The organism is Pseudomonas viciae (genome assembly GCF_004786035.1).
GTDB classification, from domain to species: domain Bacteria; phylum Pseudomonadota; class Gammaproteobacteria; order Pseudomonadales; family Pseudomonadaceae; genus Aquipseudomonas; species Aquipseudomonas viciae.
Genome location: NZ_CP035088.1, coordinates 4,445,067 through 4,461,691 on the forward strand (window position 1 = coordinate 4,445,067; position 16,625 = coordinate 4,461,691).

Here is a 16,625-nt window from a genome sequence, read left to right on the forward strand (position 1 = left end):
TAATATTGCCGCAGTGTAAAAGGCCCACGGTATGCGAACTGGCGCAGGATCGCGAAAACCAATGACAAGGATTCGCGCAGCACCCGGGCTTGAATATTTGCCCATGGACGATAGCTAAAGAAACTCGCCAAGGGCGCCGAACTACTTGGCCGCGTAGCTTTTGCAGAGATCCTGCGCCATCGTTGCCAAGCCCGAGTTGTTGAGGGACTGCATCATAAATTCGACTTCGCCTTTGTAGGCAGGGTCTGAACTTATTTTTCGGACTTCAGCCTTGGTCGGTTCGTCTATGCTGGGATCGCTGGCCATGGCATTTTCGACAGACCCGTTTAATCCCGGGTTTGCCTTATTGCAGAGATGCTCCATCGCCACAAGCGTTACGGCAAGACGATGGGTTTCAACGGCTTGATTGGCGAGCACACTACCGGTAAATCCGCACGCGCTCAGCAAGAGGGACAGGCTAGCGATCCTTACTAAAGACATTCGACAACTCCTTGATTGAGCCCACAGTTTACACGGCTGATCCAGAGGGTTTAAGGGCGGCCATCGGATCGGCATGCGGGCCTGCCCTTATCCAGCCTGAAGTCTTTGCGCCCGAATCCGCAGGACAGAGTGATGCACGTCACAGATCCGATGGCCGCTTAAGCCGCCAGTACGGTATTTTTTCACGTAACCGCTTATAAAGCGCACGGGCAAATACATCAGGAAATCTGCGTGAGCCCGCCCTGCAATAAACCTATACAATCCGCTCGCCAAAAAAACTAATAAAAACAGCAATACAGGACATCTCGGAAGAACAAACATCACCTCATGGAATATCAGGAGCAGCAAAAATGAGCACGAATGAACAAGTGCAAAGCAGCGGTAAATACAGTGCCAAATGGCAAGAACGCTTTAACTTCTTTGACACCTACGGTGCCCCGAGCGACCCACGATACAAGGTCGCAATCAAGGAGCTGCCAGGTTTCAAGAAAAAACTGCTGGTTAACGCTAACGTGATTGCGTTCTTCTTCGGCCCCATTTACCTGTTCGTCCTGGGTCTCTGGAAGAAAAACCTCGCCCTGCTCGGCATCATGCTGACGATCAATATCGTGCTGAGTGTGATTTTTGCGATCTTGGGCATGGACTTCCCCAGACCGTTGAGCACCGGCCTGGGTGTTGCTTTCTCCATGACCTATGCGCTCATCGCCAACTACTCGTACTACCTCAAAGAAGTGAAAGGCGAACAAAGCTGGAATCCGTTCCAGGGCATGCGTTTCTGATTACAGGCATGGCTAATCAAAAGCCCGCACCTCGTCATGAGTGTGCGGGCTTTCTGTTTCTGAATCGCGGTTTCAAAGCCTTCCTGTTTCCCACAAAAAAGCTGACCGCCCCTCACACCCGTTAGGGCCATCGGTATACGGGCGGAACAGCGCATGGGCGCCCCGGCTGAACCTATAATCGACAACCACCTAGACTAGGTTAACTCACTCACCAAAGGACATAGGATGCTCGTTGTCTTCAGCGGCCTTCCGGGGACCGGAAAAACGACTATCGCAAGTGATCTTGCCAACAGAACACGTGCTGTATACCTGCGAATCGATACGATTGAGCAGGCTATCCGCAATTCCGGAGCCCTGGCACAAGACGTGGGACGCAGCGGCTACATGGTCGCTTATGAGCTTGCCCTGAGTAATCTTCGTTTCGGCAGCACGGTTATCGTTGACTGTGTTAATCCCGTCATCGAAAGCCGAAAGGCTTGGAGCGAAATCGCCACGCGCGCGGGTGTTCCATTGGTGAATATCCAGGTGATTTGCTCTGATAAACGTGAACACCAGCGGCGGGTAGAAACCCGGGAAATTGATATTCCCGGGCTGACGCCCCCCACTTGGAAGTCTGTGCTGGATCATGAATATGAGGCGTGGGATAACGCCCCCTTCAACATAGACACAGCCCTGATATCTCCGTCGGATGCAGTAGAACTGATCAGCAGACGATTTTTATCCGGGGACTGAAAAAGGGGGACTTAAGGAAACGGGCACGTCAAAAGACGTTGCTCACACCCATTTTCAACTGCAAACGCGTTGAGCGATTGACCTATTCAACGGCCGAACGGCTGTTGCGCCAGAACAGGTACGCCAGTCCCACCGGCGCCACAAAAATCGCGAACGACCAGCACATCGCCATGGTGAAAACCTTCACTATCAGCATGAACAGTGCATTCACGAAAAAAACATTGTTGCCCATGATGTAGCCGACAACGCTTTCGTAGACGAATCGAGAGTACGGATACAGCAAAGTGTTGATGATCGCCAACACAATCAGCCCAGGCTTCGCGCCGATTCCTCCAGGGCTGTTAGCCGCCAGGGAGATAATCATCACAGTGAACAGCAGCCCAAAAAGAAACTGGCGGATGTAGTAGCTGGTAGTCAGACCGCCAAAAGTCTTGGCGAAAAATGAGTGCATAAGAGATCCCTCTAGAATGCTGATTTAAACGAGGCGCCACCTTACCAGCCTCATTTATTCACGCAAGATCAAACAGGCTCAGGCCAACGAGTGGATGTCTCTTGCACAAAAAACGTCGTCGATAAGGCAATCTCATGTCAAATGGGTCTAACCACGAATGCGGCGCTCAGTGAAGTCATAATCTTCCTGGCAATCGCCGGAAGGGTCTGACGCCACATTGACGTAATGCACCGTGTCGGCGTTGATCAACTTGTAGGTGTAGACATCAGGCAAACGCACACCATCGGTTCTCAATTCGTTCTTGCCATTGGCAGCAGACCAGGTGCCATGTTCGGTTTGAATCGGCTGGGTCTGCTGGGCATCCCGGAAAAAAGTGATGGTGAAGCGACCGTCGGGCTTGAAGTTATTTTTCCAGGATAGGAACTGGCATTTGCCGTTTTCCGCCCGCAGACCTTTCCATGAACCAATCAAGGATGGATCATTGGCTGGCGTGTTGGCGGCGCAGCCACCGAGCGTTGTTGCCAGGACGACAAGGGCCAGGGAGAAATTCCGTTTCACGTAGTGCTTCCTTAATCAAATGAATGCGGTGCGTTGCGAATGCCCGCGCTGGCCCTAATTGTAACGACTTCCGGCCAGGAATAGAGCGCCTGGTGAACTCGCGCTGACGCTCATTAACCAATGCCCTGACAAAGTGCTAATCGATGCCAAAAAAACATCAGGAAACCAAAGCGGCGACTGCTGCTGAAATCGAGCGCTCTATCCAGGCACTGAACAAAATGGCCGAGCGCCTCTGGGGCGATGGTCGAGAAGCTGAGGCCAAAGCCCTCCTCGATGCCTTAGATGCGTTAAACAGGGCACTCGATCGAATCCGGATTGGAGAAAGCCGAAGAGTTCTTCATTAAAGATTACAGCTTATGCAACTGATTCATGGGGCGTTGGATAAAGGCCCCTGACCAGATTGCGCCGAAAGCGGAACATCAAACACTCGATCAAACCCCCATTGAAAAACCAGCGAGTAAAAGAAGAAAAACACAAACAGCCCCAAGTTGGTCACCAGTGCCAGCCACAGGCTGATGCCTAGCCACGCCCCAATCACCGGGGTAAGAATCAGCGTCAAGCCGCCTTCAAATCCCAGGGAGTGGAGCAGTCGTCGCAGCCAATTACGATGGCGGCTGCGCTGGCGACGTTCCCACCACTCGAACAGGCCGTTGAAGAGCATGTTCCAGGCCAGCGCGACAGCAGAAATCACCAGCGACAGTAAGGTTGAATAGCCCATACCCTGGCCGTAGGTGAGCGCCAGCGCCGGTGCCACGAACAGCACGCCGCCAGCTTCGTAGAGTATGGCCTGGAGGATTTTACGGGGCGTGCCTTGCATCGGTGGGCTCCTGGGTTGGATTGGAAGACCACAGCGTGGCAAGTTGAGCGCCCGCGCACAATTGAGCTAAATTGAGCCACGCTCAACCTGAGTAACCTACTCGCCCATGTTCGCCAAACTGCCTCTCACCGCCGTGCGCGGCTTCGAATCTGCCGCACGACTAGGCAGCTTCAAGGCAGCAGCCCAGGAACTGAATGTCAGCCCGGCGGCGATCTCCCACCAAGTCAAAAGCCTTGAAGCCTTCCTTGGCGTACGACTGTTCGAACGCTCCAGCCAAAACGTGCGCCTGAGCGCCGACGGCGAGCGCCTTCAACCTTTCATGCACCGCGCCCTGCTGGATATCCAACATGGCCTGCAGGTGCTGTCGCCGCCGTGTGCTGCACAGTCCCTGGTGGTGAGCACGACACCGGCATTCGCCAGCCTGTGGCTGATACCGCGGCTCGGGGATTTTCATCGGTTGCACCCGGACATCGACGTCAGCCTGCACAGCAGCAACGACGTGGTGGACCTGAAGCGTGACGCCAGCATCGACCTGGCGATCCGCGCCCTGTTCACGCCCGATCCGCAACTGTTCGAGCAGCCGTTGCTGGACGAGTATTTTGGCGTCTATTGCCGCCCCGGTTGGCAACCGCCCATAGCGGGCTCGCCCATCGAATTGATCGACGTGCCGTGGCTGAGCAGCGCAAAGGTGGCGGTCGACTGGCCTGCATGGTGCGCCAAGGCCGGCACCTTGGGCTGGCTGGATAATGCGCGGTTCCGGGGATATGACGAGGAACAACATGCGCTGCAGGCGGCGATTGCCGGGCACGGGTTGGTGCTCGCGAGCAATGTGCTGGTTGCTGAGGCTGTTGTGCGTGGGGAACTGGTTGGCTATCGGCCTGAGGTTCGCTTGGTGGGTGCTCGGTATACGGTGGTGTGTGTGCCGGGGCGGGAGCGGCAACTGGAGGTACGGGCTTTTAGTGAGTGGTTGTTGGAACAGAGTATTGGTTGAACGGGTTCTGCCTGCGCCCCGACGAATCGGGACGCAGGCAGCCTCGGGTGCGCCGTTAGCCAGTGGACTGTTTAGACTCTGCGGGTCTAGACGTTATGACTTTCTAATCATCGTAGTCTACCCACGCCCCCAGGCCCCAAAAGCACTACGGCTGTAGAAAAAAATACTTGTAAGGAGGCACAACGATAAAACCTTTTCTTTTGTTGGCCCTCAAATTACTCCCGATCATATCGTGCATATCCACTAGTACACGAGCCGAACTACCATACTTTGAATGGCCAAGAAGATCATCAACCCCTCCCGCATGAGTTATATCAACAGAGTCAATTCCGGGAAAGAAAAAACCGTCAGAGCCACTAAAGCCAAGCATTTCTCGATCAGCAAGATAGGTGCTAGAGGAAACTCTGAGCGCCTTATCCTCCGACGACATATAAATTGTTGCGCGACCAAACTTACTAAACGCAGCCTTATATTTTAAAATAAACGTCTCCCTGGGAAAGTCAGGTGCAGCCAGTATGATATTACCCAATTTCTTGTCCAATAGCTTTGAATGAGAGGAGTAGAGCTTGCCCAGTGCAGGAATGACTACTTTTGACCCCATGCTATGCGCCAGGATATGAATTCTCTTTCCCTGCGTAGAGGCCGCCAGCTTTAACATAAATTTTTCGAAGTCATCAATGGAGTCCAGCGCCCTACCGAAATCGCGATTGTACTTCAATGGATCCCCAATAGAAGGCCAACTGAACACTACAGGTTGCAAATCAGGATTAATATCATAGGAAACCTGAGCTGCACGCTTAACAGCGTCTTCAAACTTTACGTTAAAGCCATGTACAAAAAGCAATACATCGCCGCTTTTAACAGCATTCGTTGACTTGAACTGCTTAAAGAAGTCAGCCTCAGACAATGTTAGTGATTTGTCATTCAGCAAGGTAATAATGGGATCATCCTGATCATCCACAACCCCAAACCTCATTAACACTTTAAATGTGGAGCTATGCGAATCTTTAAAACTCCCTACATCCCTTTCAAGAGGAATCAGAACGGTCTCCTGACCATAAGACAGGGGGGCATCGGACACATTCAGCTCAGCTAATAGACCGCCATCCGGACCTTTTCTTCTGTTCGTTGCATAGCTGACCTTCACTGTCGAAAAAACTTCAACCCGCTGTGCAGCTTCGATAGGATCCGGTGCTGGATAAGATAACTCCCCAGAACTGGAAGCAGGCGTTTGAAACGAAACTGAAGATGCGCACCCGGCAAAAAACAAGCTGAATGATAGAAGCCAGATAATACCTAACACAGAAAATTTCATTACCCTTCCATCCTTTGATTTTATTTAACTCGAGTAGCAAAACAGGAAACAATCCACATTTTTATCTCAATGATAAACAGACCTGCCCGCGTTTTCCCTGCATCCGCGGCCCATAAGGCGAGTGACGATGAGGAGATCGGGACAGACTTTGATTTGAACTCATGATCACTTTCAAAACCGGGGACACAAAACCGGGGACAGACCACGATTGTGGGATGCACTGATTCCAGATGAACTCATAATCGTGGTCTGTCCCCCGGTTCCCTGCTAAAGATAATTACCTTCTAGTGTGAAGCTTCGTGTTCAGCACTTGAAAAGTACATTGCACCGGGTACACCACCCTTCAGCTACGCTCCGGTTCATTGGAAAACGGAGGGGAGGATGACTTGTATCGGCAACCGTCAAAACCAGTGAGAATCCTATGAATCTACGCCGAATCTCATCGGCTGGAACGCTCATGCCCGCCCCATCGACTATTTGAAGAACCCCGCCCGACACCCTGCTGTCAATCCGTTGCCACTCACACTGCCATCCTGTTACCCACGTGAAGTCTCGAATTTGATAGTCGCCGGTGGCGCTTTGGCATTGAGCGAGTTTCTTGTTGGAGAGGTCAAAAGCAAGAAATATGGGGCTTGGATAGCCGAGCAGCTGAGTATCGTCAAGGCTCAGACCTTCTTTTAGGTTGATGGATGCTACAAGTGCTTTTGCTCGTCTCTTGCGCCGTATCAAGTGCCATATGGCGAGAAAAAAAATAGAAACAGAAGCCAGGAAGAGCTGACGTCCTTCGACTGTAAGCTTACCGGGCGAAAACTCTATCACGCCCCACAAGAGTCCTATCGTCGCAAGCCCCGATAACCAAGCGGCGGGGATCACTATGCTGTTAGCGAAGCTAGCTCCGAGCGTCCTCAAACAGCTTTTCATAACGGTATCCAATATCATTTATAGAAGTACTCGTAGGTTATCACCCACAGAGCGCTAACTTATAGGACTTGGCCCGGAATGCGCTGGAAAAGGGGGACGAATTTATTTTCTAGCCGGCAGCTAGTTGATCCAAGCTTTGCTCCAAAACCCCTGTGCTTTCCATTGAGTCATCCGTGCTCTTCCGCAGCCTGCTTTATTCGTCCGTTCATGACATCATTCGCATAGCAACCAAATCGATCCACGACTTCCTGAAAACTGGCGGCGATCTCCATCAGTTCGATGGCCTCCTCTTCCCGCCCGTTTTCCGAAAATTTCACGGCAACGTGCGTCAGATCGACGCCAGCCCCGGCACCGGAGCTGGTTCTCCAGGATCCGACTACTTGGCCTTTGCGCTCTTGATGTCACTTATGATTTTCTGAGAAATGGCCTGAACCTGCTCTTGGGTCATAGCCGACATGACGCCCTCCCAAGCAGACGACGACGTGTCATACGTCCGAGTTCCAATCAGGCGGCCTGATTTCAAGTCCGAGTAATCTGCGCTGGAGTTGACCCATGCATTTCCTACCATGACCCCGGCTCCGTAGCGTGCGCCCGGGGTGAGGTAACGGAAATTGGTCACGTTGATCTTGATACGAACACCGTCTTTACCCTCAGGGCCTGATGTCTGGCCCTCTGTAAGGCTGTAACCGGCGCGAGTCGCTTCAACTTGTAGAGCGTCACTCCATTCGCGCTTCAAGCGAGGCCAGTCCTCGTTTTGTTGAACCTTGCTGTTTCCTTGGAGATTCACGACCAGGTTCTGCTTGGCTGACTCCTGGATGACCAGCATTTCAGTTCCACCGCTTTTCACAGAGGCAGCGCATCCGCTCAGCATCAAAATGGCAACGGCGCTAGACAACGAAATCGAGAGCTTGGTTTTTTTCATTGAATTTCCATATCCATAAAATGGGTTGAGACAGAGTAGAGATTCCCGCCGAGCCAGACGAGCGCACACCTGAAATGCGCAGAATTTAGCACCATTACTTCGCCACTACGAGACAGAGCCCCACAAGACGACCTTAGCGCTCCAGATGCTCCGATAAAAACGGCCTTCCGCACTTAAGGGACCGCAACGGTAAACCCGTTCTCTTGCTTTCTCAAAAAACCCGCCGAAGCGGGTTTTAAGTGGTAACTAAACCCAGTTGTCGTAGCGATTAAGCAGAATATTATCCATCTGCCTAAGGCTGATTTCCCGGCCAAGTTCTTCTTCGAACAGACTACGAACGCGTATGTAGAAGTCTATGTAAGTCGCATAGTTTTTTGACATACCCGCCGTGGTCGGCGCGAAAACCAGCCCCTCCTCATTCGCGATCCACTTCAGCGCCTCCCTGGCTCGCGAATCAACCATTGGAAACAGAGTCGGAAAATGGAAGTGCAGATACTTCGAAGCGAAGCTGCTCGCGTCCTTATTAGTGACGGCACTGATGGCCTCGCAGAGCCGGGAATGCGTTTTGTTCACCGCCGTACAGACAGATCCAGCAAGCCGCTCCCCCGCCGGGAGAAAGGACGCTTCCAAACCTACATCCGAGCTGCAAATAGATTTAGCCAACCGCTCATAAAAGCCTCCCGTGGAGCCTTCATAACCATCCTCGTCGTCCTCGTCGCCCTTTTTGCGGCGCTCGACCGATGCAGCCAGGCTGCGGCCAATGATCAGCGCCTTTGAAGCCACCTGCGCGTGATCTGTATGACTGGGATTCTCTCGCACAAAGCCATAGAGCGCTTTGTTGGCCGGTATGAATATGCCGCACCCCTCGTCCGTGCCTATGAATTCGTCAGTCAAGTAATGGCGTTTTTCCTTTTGTAAAAATTGCATGCGTCTCTCCTTAGGTGAGACCTAATAATGCCACCCAATTGCCATCATATGGTGAGCTACGTCCTTTCGAACGCCAGCGGTGCGAGAGTATGCGTCCAGGGGGTGTCGGGAGCTTGAAGCAGTGAAATTCGGACAGATCCAGGAATTTCGGGGAGAAGACATAACCTATTGAAAAAATGAAAACACCCAGATCCAGCGTCAAAACAGCAAGATTTCCCTATAAGAATCAGAAAGTTAGCGTTGGACATTCCTACAGTGCTTTCCCCTCCACGGCGTCCTGCCGACCGAACACAATCCCCTCCCAGACAGGACTGTCCTACCGTTCGTCTTATCCCTCCCCAGCTTCAACCCACCAGCTTTGACAGTCAATTATTCGGATCTATAGTCATGAAGACTGTTGAAAAGCCCAGAATGTAGCGTAAATAAAATGGAGTCATTCTGGACAAAGTTTGAATGGAGCAATACTGGCAAAGTTTGGATGGTTACAAAAAACAACGAGGTTGGTTAGTCACCCCGTTTGTGGATTGTCACCATAATCCAAAAGCCTATCAAAAGGAGCAAGCATATGTCTTTCGCAAGAAAATTCGCCTCAAGCGCATTGCCAATACCCTTGACTGCTATTTTGACCTCCTGCCCACACAACAACCTCCAGACAAAAACCAACGCAAGCAGACGCCTTCTCCGATTTCCGGGATGGCTTTCTTGATCATAAATCATCCGAAATACAATTAATTAATCTTCCAAACAATTTGAATGACGCCCTTACATTCAAAGTATGGCCGTCAGAACCAGAGGCATACGCCTACAAATGCAATTCCTCAGGCGGCGCAACAGGTTGTTATTTGCTAAAGGAAAAATGATAACTGCAAAAGGATTGCAGCACTATCATTAAATATTATCTCCAGGGAGGAGAAACCCCTCATGACTTCATAACCATTATCATCTTTTGGCAGCGAGCAATAGAAAACAACAGTACTTCACTCTGATGCAATTGGAGATTTTTATCATGGGCGCATCTGAAAAATTCTACCTAACTATGTTAATGATTCCAAAACTAAAACTCTCATTTATAAAGACATAAGCTTCGACTGGGAAGAGTCGATACCGGCCCTGTAGCTCAAGTCCCGCCCAAAACAACAATTCAAGTCTTAGTCGCTCAAGGCAGGGATAATACGTCCTCTGGTACGGAGGGCTCTATTACTTATTCCATTTATGGCCAAGATGACAGATGGGTAAAAGTATCCTGGAATGTACCTTGGGCAGCAGGGGCGGAAAATACGTGCATCCCTAGCTCAAGCGATGATAATAAGCCAGAAAACCCAGACGGGAATATTGTTTGGCAACCACAAACACCTACAGCCGGCGGCGGCACAACTTTATCAGTAATCATGAAGTTTGGATATGAAATAGAAGAGTAATGATTGCAATCAACTATCAATGGATTATTGTCCTCTACTGTATGCAGAGATCAACTTTGCGGGGCTTCCAGGGATAATTTGTCGTTCGGTGGCCAGCATGGATGTTGACGCACCTAGGCTGGCCGCTCTTTTACTTTGTCGCGGACTCTTCTTTTACATAGGCTTGGCGCACCGCCAGAGCGATCAATCCTTGATCGCCATCACTCGTGATGGCGACAATTCGTTGAGCATGCGCAGGGGCAAGTTGGGCTCTTGTTCTTCCATGAACCACGCCGCCGGCGCTGGAGATGGCAGGCACTTCGCTGGGAAAAGGGGACGGATTTATTTTCTAGCCGGCAGCTAGTTGACCCAAGCAAATCCATTCGATGAAAGCTCTCAGCGCAGCGAGGCAATAGATACATATGTCCCCTTTTTACTGATGGTGATTCGGCCGACTGACAGCTATAAATATACAAAGACCGAAGAGCTACTGATAACAGTATCCCTTCGGACTTTACTGTTTAAAACTTATTTTTTAACAGGCGCCAAACAGTGTCGCCGTGAACAGAACAGTTCCGTTCAGATAGACGGTCGCTTTCAGACCTGTGGGTATGAAAGAACCGCATGTTTCAGCGCAGACTTTGAGCTGGCCGCTTACCGGAATTGAAACCGGTGAGGTCAGACAGTAATCTCCATATACAGGGATTGTAAAACAGATCTGATTGGTGGCCTGATTATAACTGGCCCCAACGCACACCGACAATTTCAGAGCTAGAACGCCATCCAACTGGGGAGGTGAACCAGCCTTTGCCCCGAACCCGACTACAGAATAATCAGCCACATGCTCGCTGGATGACGACTTGTTATGCTCTTTGCAGGTACAATCGCTCATAGCAATTTCCTCTTCCTGAGTAGTTGTTGGTGAGTACCAACAAAACATAATCTAGTCGAGGATATTTATTTAATAAAGGCCGAATAATAGCCCTTTGATATTAAATCGAAATCTTAAAATTTTTATTTCTTTGATTTGGCTATAAGGAACATCTGCACCAAATGATTTCTATTTCTGCCCAGCTCGGATATAGATAAAAAGCTTCATTGCCATTAAATTTTTATGATTATTTGTCGTAGCTTGCTGCTCCTGAGTCAATCAAATCAGCCCTTGAGCCCGGAGTCTGGCCAAGCCTTGTTTGATATGCCCGGCGTTCTCGCCGATCGTATCCAAGGCGCCACGTACGTTGTCGCCGGCCTCAGCCCGGGATGGGAAGTAGCGGGCTGCTAAAAGGGGACTAAAAAGGGGACACCCATTAGCCGGTCTCAAGTCAAGGCTAAAAGCCAACTCGCCCTGCAGCTTTTAACTGTAGGGTTTCCCTTTGTCTCAACCTGCTCGGTTGAACCCGTCGTACCCGTTTTCTCATCAATGGCTACGACCGAGTCGTGCCTGACACCCATATGGATCAAGCGGTAGCAACACAACACGCACCGCCCTGGCAGTGAACTGCCCCAGAGAAACGTTGGTACCGTCAATGTGTCCAAAACGTGTCACAGAACTGTGGCTCGCGCGTGGCACGCACGTCCAGTCTCAACTGGCTCACTTGGCGGACGACCCGGTTACAACACACTCAGGCGGTGATGGTCGGGCGCCACTCGGATTTCGTGGTCCATGCCCAGTCCCCTTTTGGTTGGCCGGCCATCACCTAACTCGCCCTTCAGGCGAAACAGCGTTTAGCGTCAAAAGGCTGTTTCTCCTTAAGTATGTGGTAGCTCGCACGCGCCAATTTATGAGCCAGTGCTTTGGTCGCGACCACGCTGTTTGTCTTGGCTTTCTTTTTCTCGAAAAATCGTTTGGCATCGTCACTGAAACGCCGGGCAAAATTGGCTGCTTCAATGAAAGCCCAAATGAGGTAAGCGTTGCCATTTTTTGCGTTGCCTTCACCTTTCTTTTTTCCGTTGGAGTAATGCGCACTTCTTACGCAGCGAGCGTAAGAGGCGAAGTTGCCGACGTCTGCAAAACGGTCTATGTCACCGGTTTCCAACATGATGATCGTTGCCAGTACTTCACCCACGCCTGGCATCGTTTTTAGCAACAAATATTCAGGTCATAGCTTGGCCTGTTGAAGCAGTCGCGCGTCTAGCTCGGCGATCTGCGCCTCGAGCGCTTGGATGACCACCACATTGGCCTTCATGGGAAACCGGGGACAGACCACAATTTTTGGCCCTTCTAATCGGTCCGTCTCATAATTGTGGTCTGTCCCCGTTTTCTTCAGTTCGCCTGTAATCAGGCCACCTCATTACCGATACGCTTACCGGGCCTGCTGTCGAGACTAAAGATGACATTGGCTCTACCGACACAGTGGAAAACCGAACATCGAACGGCCCCGCTTTTCAAGCGTACAACTCATGCAAAATGGGGTGTGCGTTTCGGCCCAGGAACGTCTTTTACGCCACTATGGAAGAGTACTCAGTGAAGAAGCTTTACCCCTTGATTTTCGCCGCCCTGTCCTTGGGCGCTCATGCAATGCAAGCATCAGATCCTGCGGCCGGTTCATCGGCGAAAGCCGACCACACGGCTCTTCTAGGAGCCTGGGCAATGGCGCCCCTACGCAACGGCATCGCCAACGTAGCGGAATATCTACCAGATGGAACAGTGGCATTGCATTCATTTAACTGCACCGAGCCAAACGTCCAAGGGGAGGTTGAAGTATCCAAGTACACCCTTGCTCATGACGGTAAGTCGATCCATATCGAGTCGCCGAACGATACCTTCGATCTTGAGATTCTTTCGCTGACGCCGACTGCTATGCGCCTGAGCATGACGCTGTCAGGCTACCCCCTGATCTTTAGCTATCAGAAGGTGCAAAAAATCGCCCCATTGTGCGCTTCGTACGTAGTAGACGCTGCCGAAGAGGCCAGGAAGTCTCCGTACCAAGTGAAGGATTTCGTTCCCGCGCCTACTGTACCTCCACACACCGACCTGAACCGATACATCGGCCAGTGGGCAAATGAGCAAGGGGATGTCCAGCTTGAGGTCCGTAGGGACAAAGGCAGCGACGCATATCTCTATCAATCAAACAGCGAGAACTGGGTCTACCTGTTCAACGGTGTTAGTTGGAAAAGCGACGGTCTTCACTTTACCGCCTTCGCCTACAGCAATAAGCCCGACCTCTATGACCACCCCTATCATAAGTCCAAGACACCGAACGTGATTGCTATCAACGAAGACGGGACGCTTAAGCAAATAACGTTCATCAAAGGAACCCACCGCTTCGAGTCCACGCTTATCCGTAAAAGCGACAAGTAAGGCCACAGAAGCTGGGGACAGACCACGATTTGAGCTCACTTGTAATCGGCCCATCTAATAATCGTGACCTATCCCCGTTTTCCTTCTGAAAGGAGAACCACGGTACCGCCCCCTGCTCGCTCGCGCAGCGGAGGGCCTTGGCTGGCTTGCAGGCCGGTTCTACGATCTGGTGGCTTCAGGACGTGTTCGCCCACAACCTGAGGTCGCCCTATCTTTATCCGCCGCAACGCAAAAGCCCCGACCTAAGTCGGGGCTTTCTCGTTTCTGCTAGACGCAAAACCCGCTCGATGACGGGCTGTGCTTATTAGTTTTTGCAGACCGCCTGCGGAGGCGCAGCATGCGTCAGCTTTTGGGGAATCACAATCGAAGTGCCAGGCAAAGTGGTAAGTTCGAGAACCGCCAACATGCAAATTAGCGCTGGCTCGCCATCTTTGCTTGGTCTGCCATCCACCCCTACCACTGCTTCGTAGTCTTTCCCTGGTTCCAGCTTGTAAACGAACGCCTGGCCACCACAGGTCCGGTAAGAGCTGCCGTTGCCCGCAATGGTCGCGCCCAGGGTTGCAATTTGGAATGGCAGATCCGCCCTAACGCGATACTCGGTTACGACCTCTTTGTAAGCCCCTTCCCCCATCCGAATTGCAGGGATGTACTGGATAAGACTGGGCCAAACTCTTTTCGGTATGCCAATGCTCGCCGACTTCAGGGGATACTGCGGATAGTTGATGCTCGCCGTACCATCCGACCCGAAACGTCCGGCTTCAGCCATCTTATGGCGGGTAGCAGGAGCACAACTGCCGACGATGCTGTCTCCATACACATCGGAGTTCGTGATAACGCGAACACGCGCCATTCCCTCTGATTGAGCAGGCTCCTCGTATGGAACTGAAGGTATTCCAGAGCAACCAGCAAGTGCTATAGAAAGAAAAGTTACGGAAGTGACAACCCGCATGACCATGTCCTTATGTGCGCCAACAAAAAAGGGCCCACCTTTCGGTGGGCCCTTCTAGACCGCCCAGCAGAGCGGATTTTGTTTGGTAGGCGCGATTGGACTCGAACCAACGACCCCCACCATGTCAAGGTGGTGCTCTAACCAACTGAGCTACGTGCCTGCTGTGAGGCGGCATTCTACGGAATTCCGGAGGGGTGTCAACACCTTTTTTTCACCTAACCCTATGAATATGCAAAATATTTAATTTCGCCAATGCGACGAAGATTTTGCGGTGGCTGGCGGCTTATTTTTATCTCGGGTAGGATCGGCGCATTCGTAAAAAATATAAAACAGAGGTTGCAGAATGGCGAACACACCGTATCCAGAGTCTTATTACGCCGCGTCAGCCAACCCGGTCCCTCCGCGCCCTGCCCTGCAGGATGACGTCGAGACAGATGTTTGCGTGATCGGCGCTGGTTACACCGGCCTGTCCTCTGCGTTGTTTTTGCTGGAGAACGGTTTCAAGGTGACGGTGCTTGAGGCGGCGAAGGTGGGCTTTGGGGCTTCGGGTCGCAATGGCGGGCAGATCGTTAATAGCTACAGCCGCGACATTGATGTGATCGAGCGTAGCGTTGGCCCTCAACAGGCGCAGTTGTTGGGCGACATGGCGTTCGAGGGTGGGCGGATTATTCGCGAGCGGGTGGCGAAGTATCAGATTCAGTGTGATTTGAAAGACGGCGGTGTATTCGCGGCCATCACTGCCAAGCAAATGGGCCATCTGGAGTCGCAGAAGCGTCTATGGGAGCGTTTCGGGCATACCCAGTTGGAGTTGCTGGATCAGCGGCGTATTCGCGAGGTGGTGGCTTGTGATGAGTATGTAGGCGGGATGCTCGATATGAGCGGTGGGCATATTCATCCGCTCAACCTCGCATTGGGCGAAGCAGCGGCCGTGGAGTCCCTTGGCGGGGTGATTTATGAACAGTCGCCGGCGGTGCGCATCGAGCGCGGTGCCAGTCCGGTTGTGCATACGCCGCAGGGCAAGGTCAGGGCCAAGTTCATTATCGTGGCCGGCAATGCCTACTTGGGAAATCTGGTGCCGGAGCTGGCGGCCAAGTCCATGCCTTGCGGCACCCAGGTGATTGCTACCGAACCGTTGGGAGAGGAGCTAGCTCGCAGCCTGTTGCCTCAGGATTATTGTGTTGAAGATTGCAACTACTTGCTCGATTACTACCGGTTGACGGGTGACAAGCGCCTGATTTTCGGTGGCGGCGTGGTGTATGGCGCGAGGGATCCGGCGAATATTGAGGCGATCATTCGGCCGAAGATGCTCAAGGCATTCCCGCAGCTCAAGGATGTGAAGATCGATTACGCCTGGACTGGAAATTTCCTGCTGACGCTGTCGCGTCTTCCGCAGGTCGGGCGACTGGGGGATAACATTTATTATTCCCAGGGCTGCAGCGGCCATGGCGTGACGTATACGCATCTGGCGGGCAAGGTCCTGGCTGAGGCGCTGCGTGGTCAGGCTGAGCGTTTTGATGCGTTTGCGGACCTGCCCCACTACCCCTTCCCCGGCGGTCAGTTGTTGCGTACGCCGTTTGCGGCGATGGGGGCTTGGTATTACGGGTTGCGGGATAAATTGGGGTTCTGAGAACCACACATCATCAAAGGGCTGCTTCGCAGCCCTGCGGGGCGGTGCGACGTTTCGCTAAATCCCCTCGCCACAGGCTTGTTCCAATCTTTCAAATCCCGAAAACAAAAAACCCCGGTCTTTCGACCAGGGTCTTTGCTATCGACTAGAAGATAGCTTTTCAGCCTTCTTCTTAGCTTCAAGGCGTTCAGTGGGCCTCGAAGCAGATATGGCGCAGCGGACGGGACTCGAACCCGCGACCCCCGGCGTGACAGGCCGGTATTCTAACCGACTGAACTACCGCTGCGCGTCGGTGGAGGCTTTTGACAGCTTCCGTCTTGCTTTCGCAAAACTCTCGTAAAACATGGTGGGTGATGACGGGATCGAACCGCCGACATTCTGCTTGTAAGGCAGACGCTCTCCCAGCTGAGCTAATCACCCTTTGCTTCGTTGAGGCCGCGAAATTTACGCAGGTACCG

18 protein-coding genes and 3 tRNA genes are annotated in these 16,625 nt (G+C 52.1%); 8 read left to right on the plus strand and 13 right to left on the minus strand.

Annotation, left to right across the window (positions count from 1 at the left end; all coding sequences use genetic code 11):
- Positions 1 to 141 precede the first annotated feature (141 nt).
- Positions 142 to 480 (minus strand): hypothetical protein, encoded by a 339-nt coding sequence (locus EPZ47_RS19295; RefSeq protein WP_135846271.1) that lies wholly within the window; start codon positions 478 to 480, stop codon positions 142 to 144.
- A gap of 350 nt (positions 481 to 830) precedes the next feature.
- Between EPZ47_RS19295 and EPZ47_RS19300 the strand changes: the two genes are divergently transcribed.
- On the plus strand, positions 831 to 1,259 hold the full coding sequence (locus EPZ47_RS19300) for a DUF2628 domain-containing protein (RefSeq protein ID WP_135846272.1): 429 nt from the start codon (positions 831 to 833) through the stop codon (positions 1,257 to 1,259).
- Between the two features lie 225 nt (positions 1,260 to 1,484).
- Complete coding sequence (locus EPZ47_RS19305) at positions 1,485 to 1,991, plus strand: P-loop nucleotide/nucleoside kinase family protein (RefSeq protein WP_135846273.1); 507 nt, start codon at positions 1,485 to 1,487, stop codon at positions 1,989 to 1,991.
- A gap of 82 nt (positions 1,992 to 2,073) precedes the next feature.
- On the opposite strand, the gene EPZ47_RS19310 is transcribed toward EPZ47_RS19305, so the two are convergent.
- On the minus strand, positions 2,074 to 2,442 hold the full coding sequence (locus tag EPZ47_RS19310; protein WP_135846274.1) for a hypothetical protein: 369 nt from the start codon (positions 2,440 to 2,442) through the stop codon (positions 2,074 to 2,076).
- A gap of 147 nt (positions 2,443 to 2,589) precedes the next feature.
- On the minus strand, positions 2,590 to 3,000 hold the full coding sequence (locus EPZ47_RS19315; protein ID WP_135846275.1) for a hypothetical protein: 411 nt from the start codon (positions 2,998 to 3,000) through the stop codon (positions 2,590 to 2,592).
- A gap of 143 nt (positions 3,001 to 3,143) precedes the next feature.
- On the opposite strand from EPZ47_RS19315, the gene EPZ47_RS19320 reads away from it, so the two are divergent.
- Entirely contained in the window at positions 3,144 to 3,344 is a 201-nt protein-coding gene (locus EPZ47_RS19320; RefSeq protein WP_135846276.1) for a hypothetical protein, read from the plus strand.
- Positions 3,345 to 3,367: 23 nt separating this feature from the next.
- Here EPZ47_RS19320 and EPZ47_RS19325 read toward each other — a convergent pair whose 3' ends face one another.
- Positions 3,368 to 3,817: a PACE efflux transporter gene (locus EPZ47_RS19325; protein WP_135846277.1), complete on the minus strand. Its 450-nt coding sequence runs from the start codon at positions 3,815 to 3,817 to the stop codon at positions 3,368 to 3,370.
- Positions 3,818 to 3,923: 106 nt separating this feature from the next.
- On the opposite strand from EPZ47_RS19325, the gene EPZ47_RS19330 reads away from it, so the two are divergent.
- The gene (locus tag EPZ47_RS19330) at positions 3,924 to 4,808 is read left to right on the plus strand and encodes a LysR substrate-binding domain-containing protein (RefSeq protein ID WP_135846278.1); all 885 of its coding nucleotides are present in this window, start codon (positions 3,924 to 3,926) and stop codon (positions 4,806 to 4,808) included.
- 145 nt (positions 4,809 to 4,953) lie between these two features.
- On the opposite strand, the gene EPZ47_RS19335 is transcribed toward EPZ47_RS19330, so the two are convergent.
- From EPZ47_RS19335 to EPZ47_RS19355, 4 genes are all read right to left on the minus strand, one after another.
- Complete coding sequence (locus tag EPZ47_RS19335; RefSeq protein ID WP_238346660.1) at positions 4,954 to 6,123, minus strand: alpha/beta hydrolase; 1,170 nt, start codon at positions 6,121 to 6,123, stop codon at positions 4,954 to 4,956.
- A gap of 1,088 nt (positions 6,124 to 7,211) precedes the next feature.
- Entirely contained in the window at positions 7,212 to 7,361 is a 150-nt protein-coding gene (locus EPZ47_RS30135; protein WP_158296370.1) for a hypothetical protein, read from the minus strand.
- 59 nt (positions 7,362 to 7,420) lie between these two features.
- Positions 7,421 to 7,966, minus strand: coding sequence for a DUF4410 domain-containing protein (locus EPZ47_RS19350; RefSeq protein WP_135846280.1), 546 nt, complete (start codon positions 7,964 to 7,966; stop codon positions 7,421 to 7,423).
- 246 nt (positions 7,967 to 8,212) lie between these two features.
- Positions 8,213 to 8,893 (minus strand): hypothetical protein, encoded by a 681-nt coding sequence (locus EPZ47_RS19355; protein WP_135846281.1) that lies wholly within the window; start codon positions 8,891 to 8,893, stop codon positions 8,213 to 8,215.
- Positions 8,894 to 9,346: 453 nt separating this feature from the next.
- Between EPZ47_RS19355 and EPZ47_RS19360 the strand changes: the two genes are divergently transcribed.
- Positions 9,347 to 9,625 (plus strand): hypothetical protein, encoded by a 279-nt coding sequence (locus EPZ47_RS19360; protein ID WP_135846282.1) that lies wholly within the window; start codon positions 9,347 to 9,349, stop codon positions 9,623 to 9,625.
- Between the two features lie 356 nt (positions 9,626 to 9,981).
- Positions 9,982 to 10,311 (plus strand): aegerolysin family protein, encoded by a 330-nt coding sequence (locus EPZ47_RS30900; RefSeq protein WP_135848039.1) that lies wholly within the window; start codon positions 9,982 to 9,984, stop codon positions 10,309 to 10,311.
- 1,688 nt (positions 10,312 to 11,999) lie between these two features.
- On the opposite strand, the gene EPZ47_RS19385 is transcribed toward EPZ47_RS30900, so the two are convergent.
- Positions 12,000 to 12,365: a transposase gene (locus tag EPZ47_RS19385; protein WP_272949230.1), complete on the minus strand. Its 366-nt coding sequence runs from the start codon at positions 12,363 to 12,365 to the stop codon at positions 12,000 to 12,002.
- Positions 12,366 to 12,754: 389 nt separating this feature from the next.
- Here EPZ47_RS19385 and EPZ47_RS19390 point away from each other — a divergent pair, with 389 nt between their 5' ends.
- Complete coding sequence (locus EPZ47_RS19390; protein WP_238346663.1) at positions 12,755 to 13,591, plus strand: hypothetical protein; 837 nt, start codon at positions 12,755 to 12,757, stop codon at positions 13,589 to 13,591.
- Positions 13,592 to 13,895: 304 nt separating this feature from the next.
- On the opposite strand, the gene EPZ47_RS19395 is transcribed toward EPZ47_RS19390, so the two are convergent.
- Both EPZ47_RS19395 and EPZ47_RS19400 read right to left on the minus strand, forming a co-directional pair.
- Positions 13,896 to 14,540, minus strand: coding sequence for a hypothetical protein (locus EPZ47_RS19395; protein WP_135846286.1), 645 nt, complete (start codon positions 14,538 to 14,540; stop codon positions 13,896 to 13,898).
- Between the two features lie 83 nt (positions 14,541 to 14,623).
- Positions 14,624 to 14,700, minus strand: a tRNA-Val gene (locus EPZ47_RS19400).
- A gap of 183 nt (positions 14,701 to 14,883) precedes the next feature.
- Between EPZ47_RS19400 and EPZ47_RS19405 the strand changes: the two genes are divergently transcribed.
- Complete coding sequence (locus EPZ47_RS19405; RefSeq protein WP_135846287.1) at positions 14,884 to 16,167, plus strand: NAD(P)/FAD-dependent oxidoreductase; 1,284 nt, start codon at positions 14,884 to 14,886, stop codon at positions 16,165 to 16,167.
- A 209-nt stretch (positions 16,168 to 16,376) separates the two neighbouring features.
- On the opposite strand, the gene EPZ47_RS19410 is transcribed toward EPZ47_RS19405, so the two are convergent.
- A tRNA-Asp gene (locus tag EPZ47_RS19410) sits at positions 16,377 to 16,453 on the minus strand.
- Between the two features lie 58 nt (positions 16,454 to 16,511).
- Positions 16,512 to 16,587: transfer RNA gene (locus tag EPZ47_RS19415), tRNA-Val, on the minus strand.
- Between the last annotated feature and the right edge of the window lie 38 nt (positions 16,588 to 16,625).

Bases quoted from the DNA above. Each gene is read 5' to 3' on its own strand.
- EPZ47_RS19295 (WP_135846271.1), bottom strand. From the start codon at position 480: ATGTCTTTAGTAAGGATCGCTAGCCTGTCCCTCTTGCTGAGCGCGTGC.
- EPZ47_RS19300 (WP_135846272.1), top strand. From the start codon at position 831: ATGAGCACGAATGAACAAGTGCAAAGCAGCGGTAAATACAGTGCCAAA.
- EPZ47_RS19305 (WP_135846273.1), top strand. From the start codon at position 1,485: ATGCTCGTTGTCTTCAGCGGCCTTCCGGGGACCGGAAAAACGACTATC.
- EPZ47_RS19310 (WP_135846274.1), bottom strand. From the start codon at position 2,442: ATGCACTCATTTTTCGCCAAGACTTTTGGCGGTCTGACTACCAGCTAC.
- EPZ47_RS19320 (WP_135846276.1), top strand. From the start codon at position 3,144: ATGCCAAAAAAACATCAGGAAACCAAAGCGGCGACTGCTGCTGAAATC.
- EPZ47_RS19325 (WP_135846277.1), bottom strand. From the start codon at position 3,817: ATGCAAGGCACGCCCCGTAAAATCCTCCAGGCCATACTCTACGAAGCT.
- EPZ47_RS19330 (WP_135846278.1), top strand. From the start codon at position 3,924: ATGTTCGCCAAACTGCCTCTCACCGCCGTGCGCGGCTTCGAATCTGCC.
- EPZ47_RS19335 (WP_238346660.1), bottom strand. From the start codon at position 6,123: ATGAAATTTTCTGTGTTAGGTATTATCTGGCTTCTATCATTCAGCTTG.
- EPZ47_RS19350 (WP_135846280.1), bottom strand. From the start codon at position 7,966: ATGAAAAAAACCAAGCTCTCGATTTCGTTGTCTAGCGCCGTTGCCATT.
- EPZ47_RS19355 (WP_135846281.1), bottom strand. From the start codon at position 8,893: ATGCAATTTTTACAAAAGGAAAAACGCCATTACTTGACTGACGAATTC.
- EPZ47_RS19360 (WP_135846282.1), top strand. From the start codon at position 9,347: ATGGAGCAATACTGGCAAAGTTTGGATGGTTACAAAAAACAACGAGGT.
- EPZ47_RS19385 (WP_272949230.1), bottom strand. From the start codon at position 12,365: ATGCCAGGCGTGGGTGAAGTACTGGCAACGATCATCATGTTGGAAACC.
- EPZ47_RS19395 (WP_135846286.1), bottom strand. From the start codon at position 14,540: ATGCGGGTTGTCACTTCCGTAACTTTTCTTTCTATAGCACTTGCTGGT.
- EPZ47_RS19405 (WP_135846287.1), top strand. From the start codon at position 14,884: ATGGCGAACACACCGTATCCAGAGTCTTATTACGCCGCGTCAGCCAAC.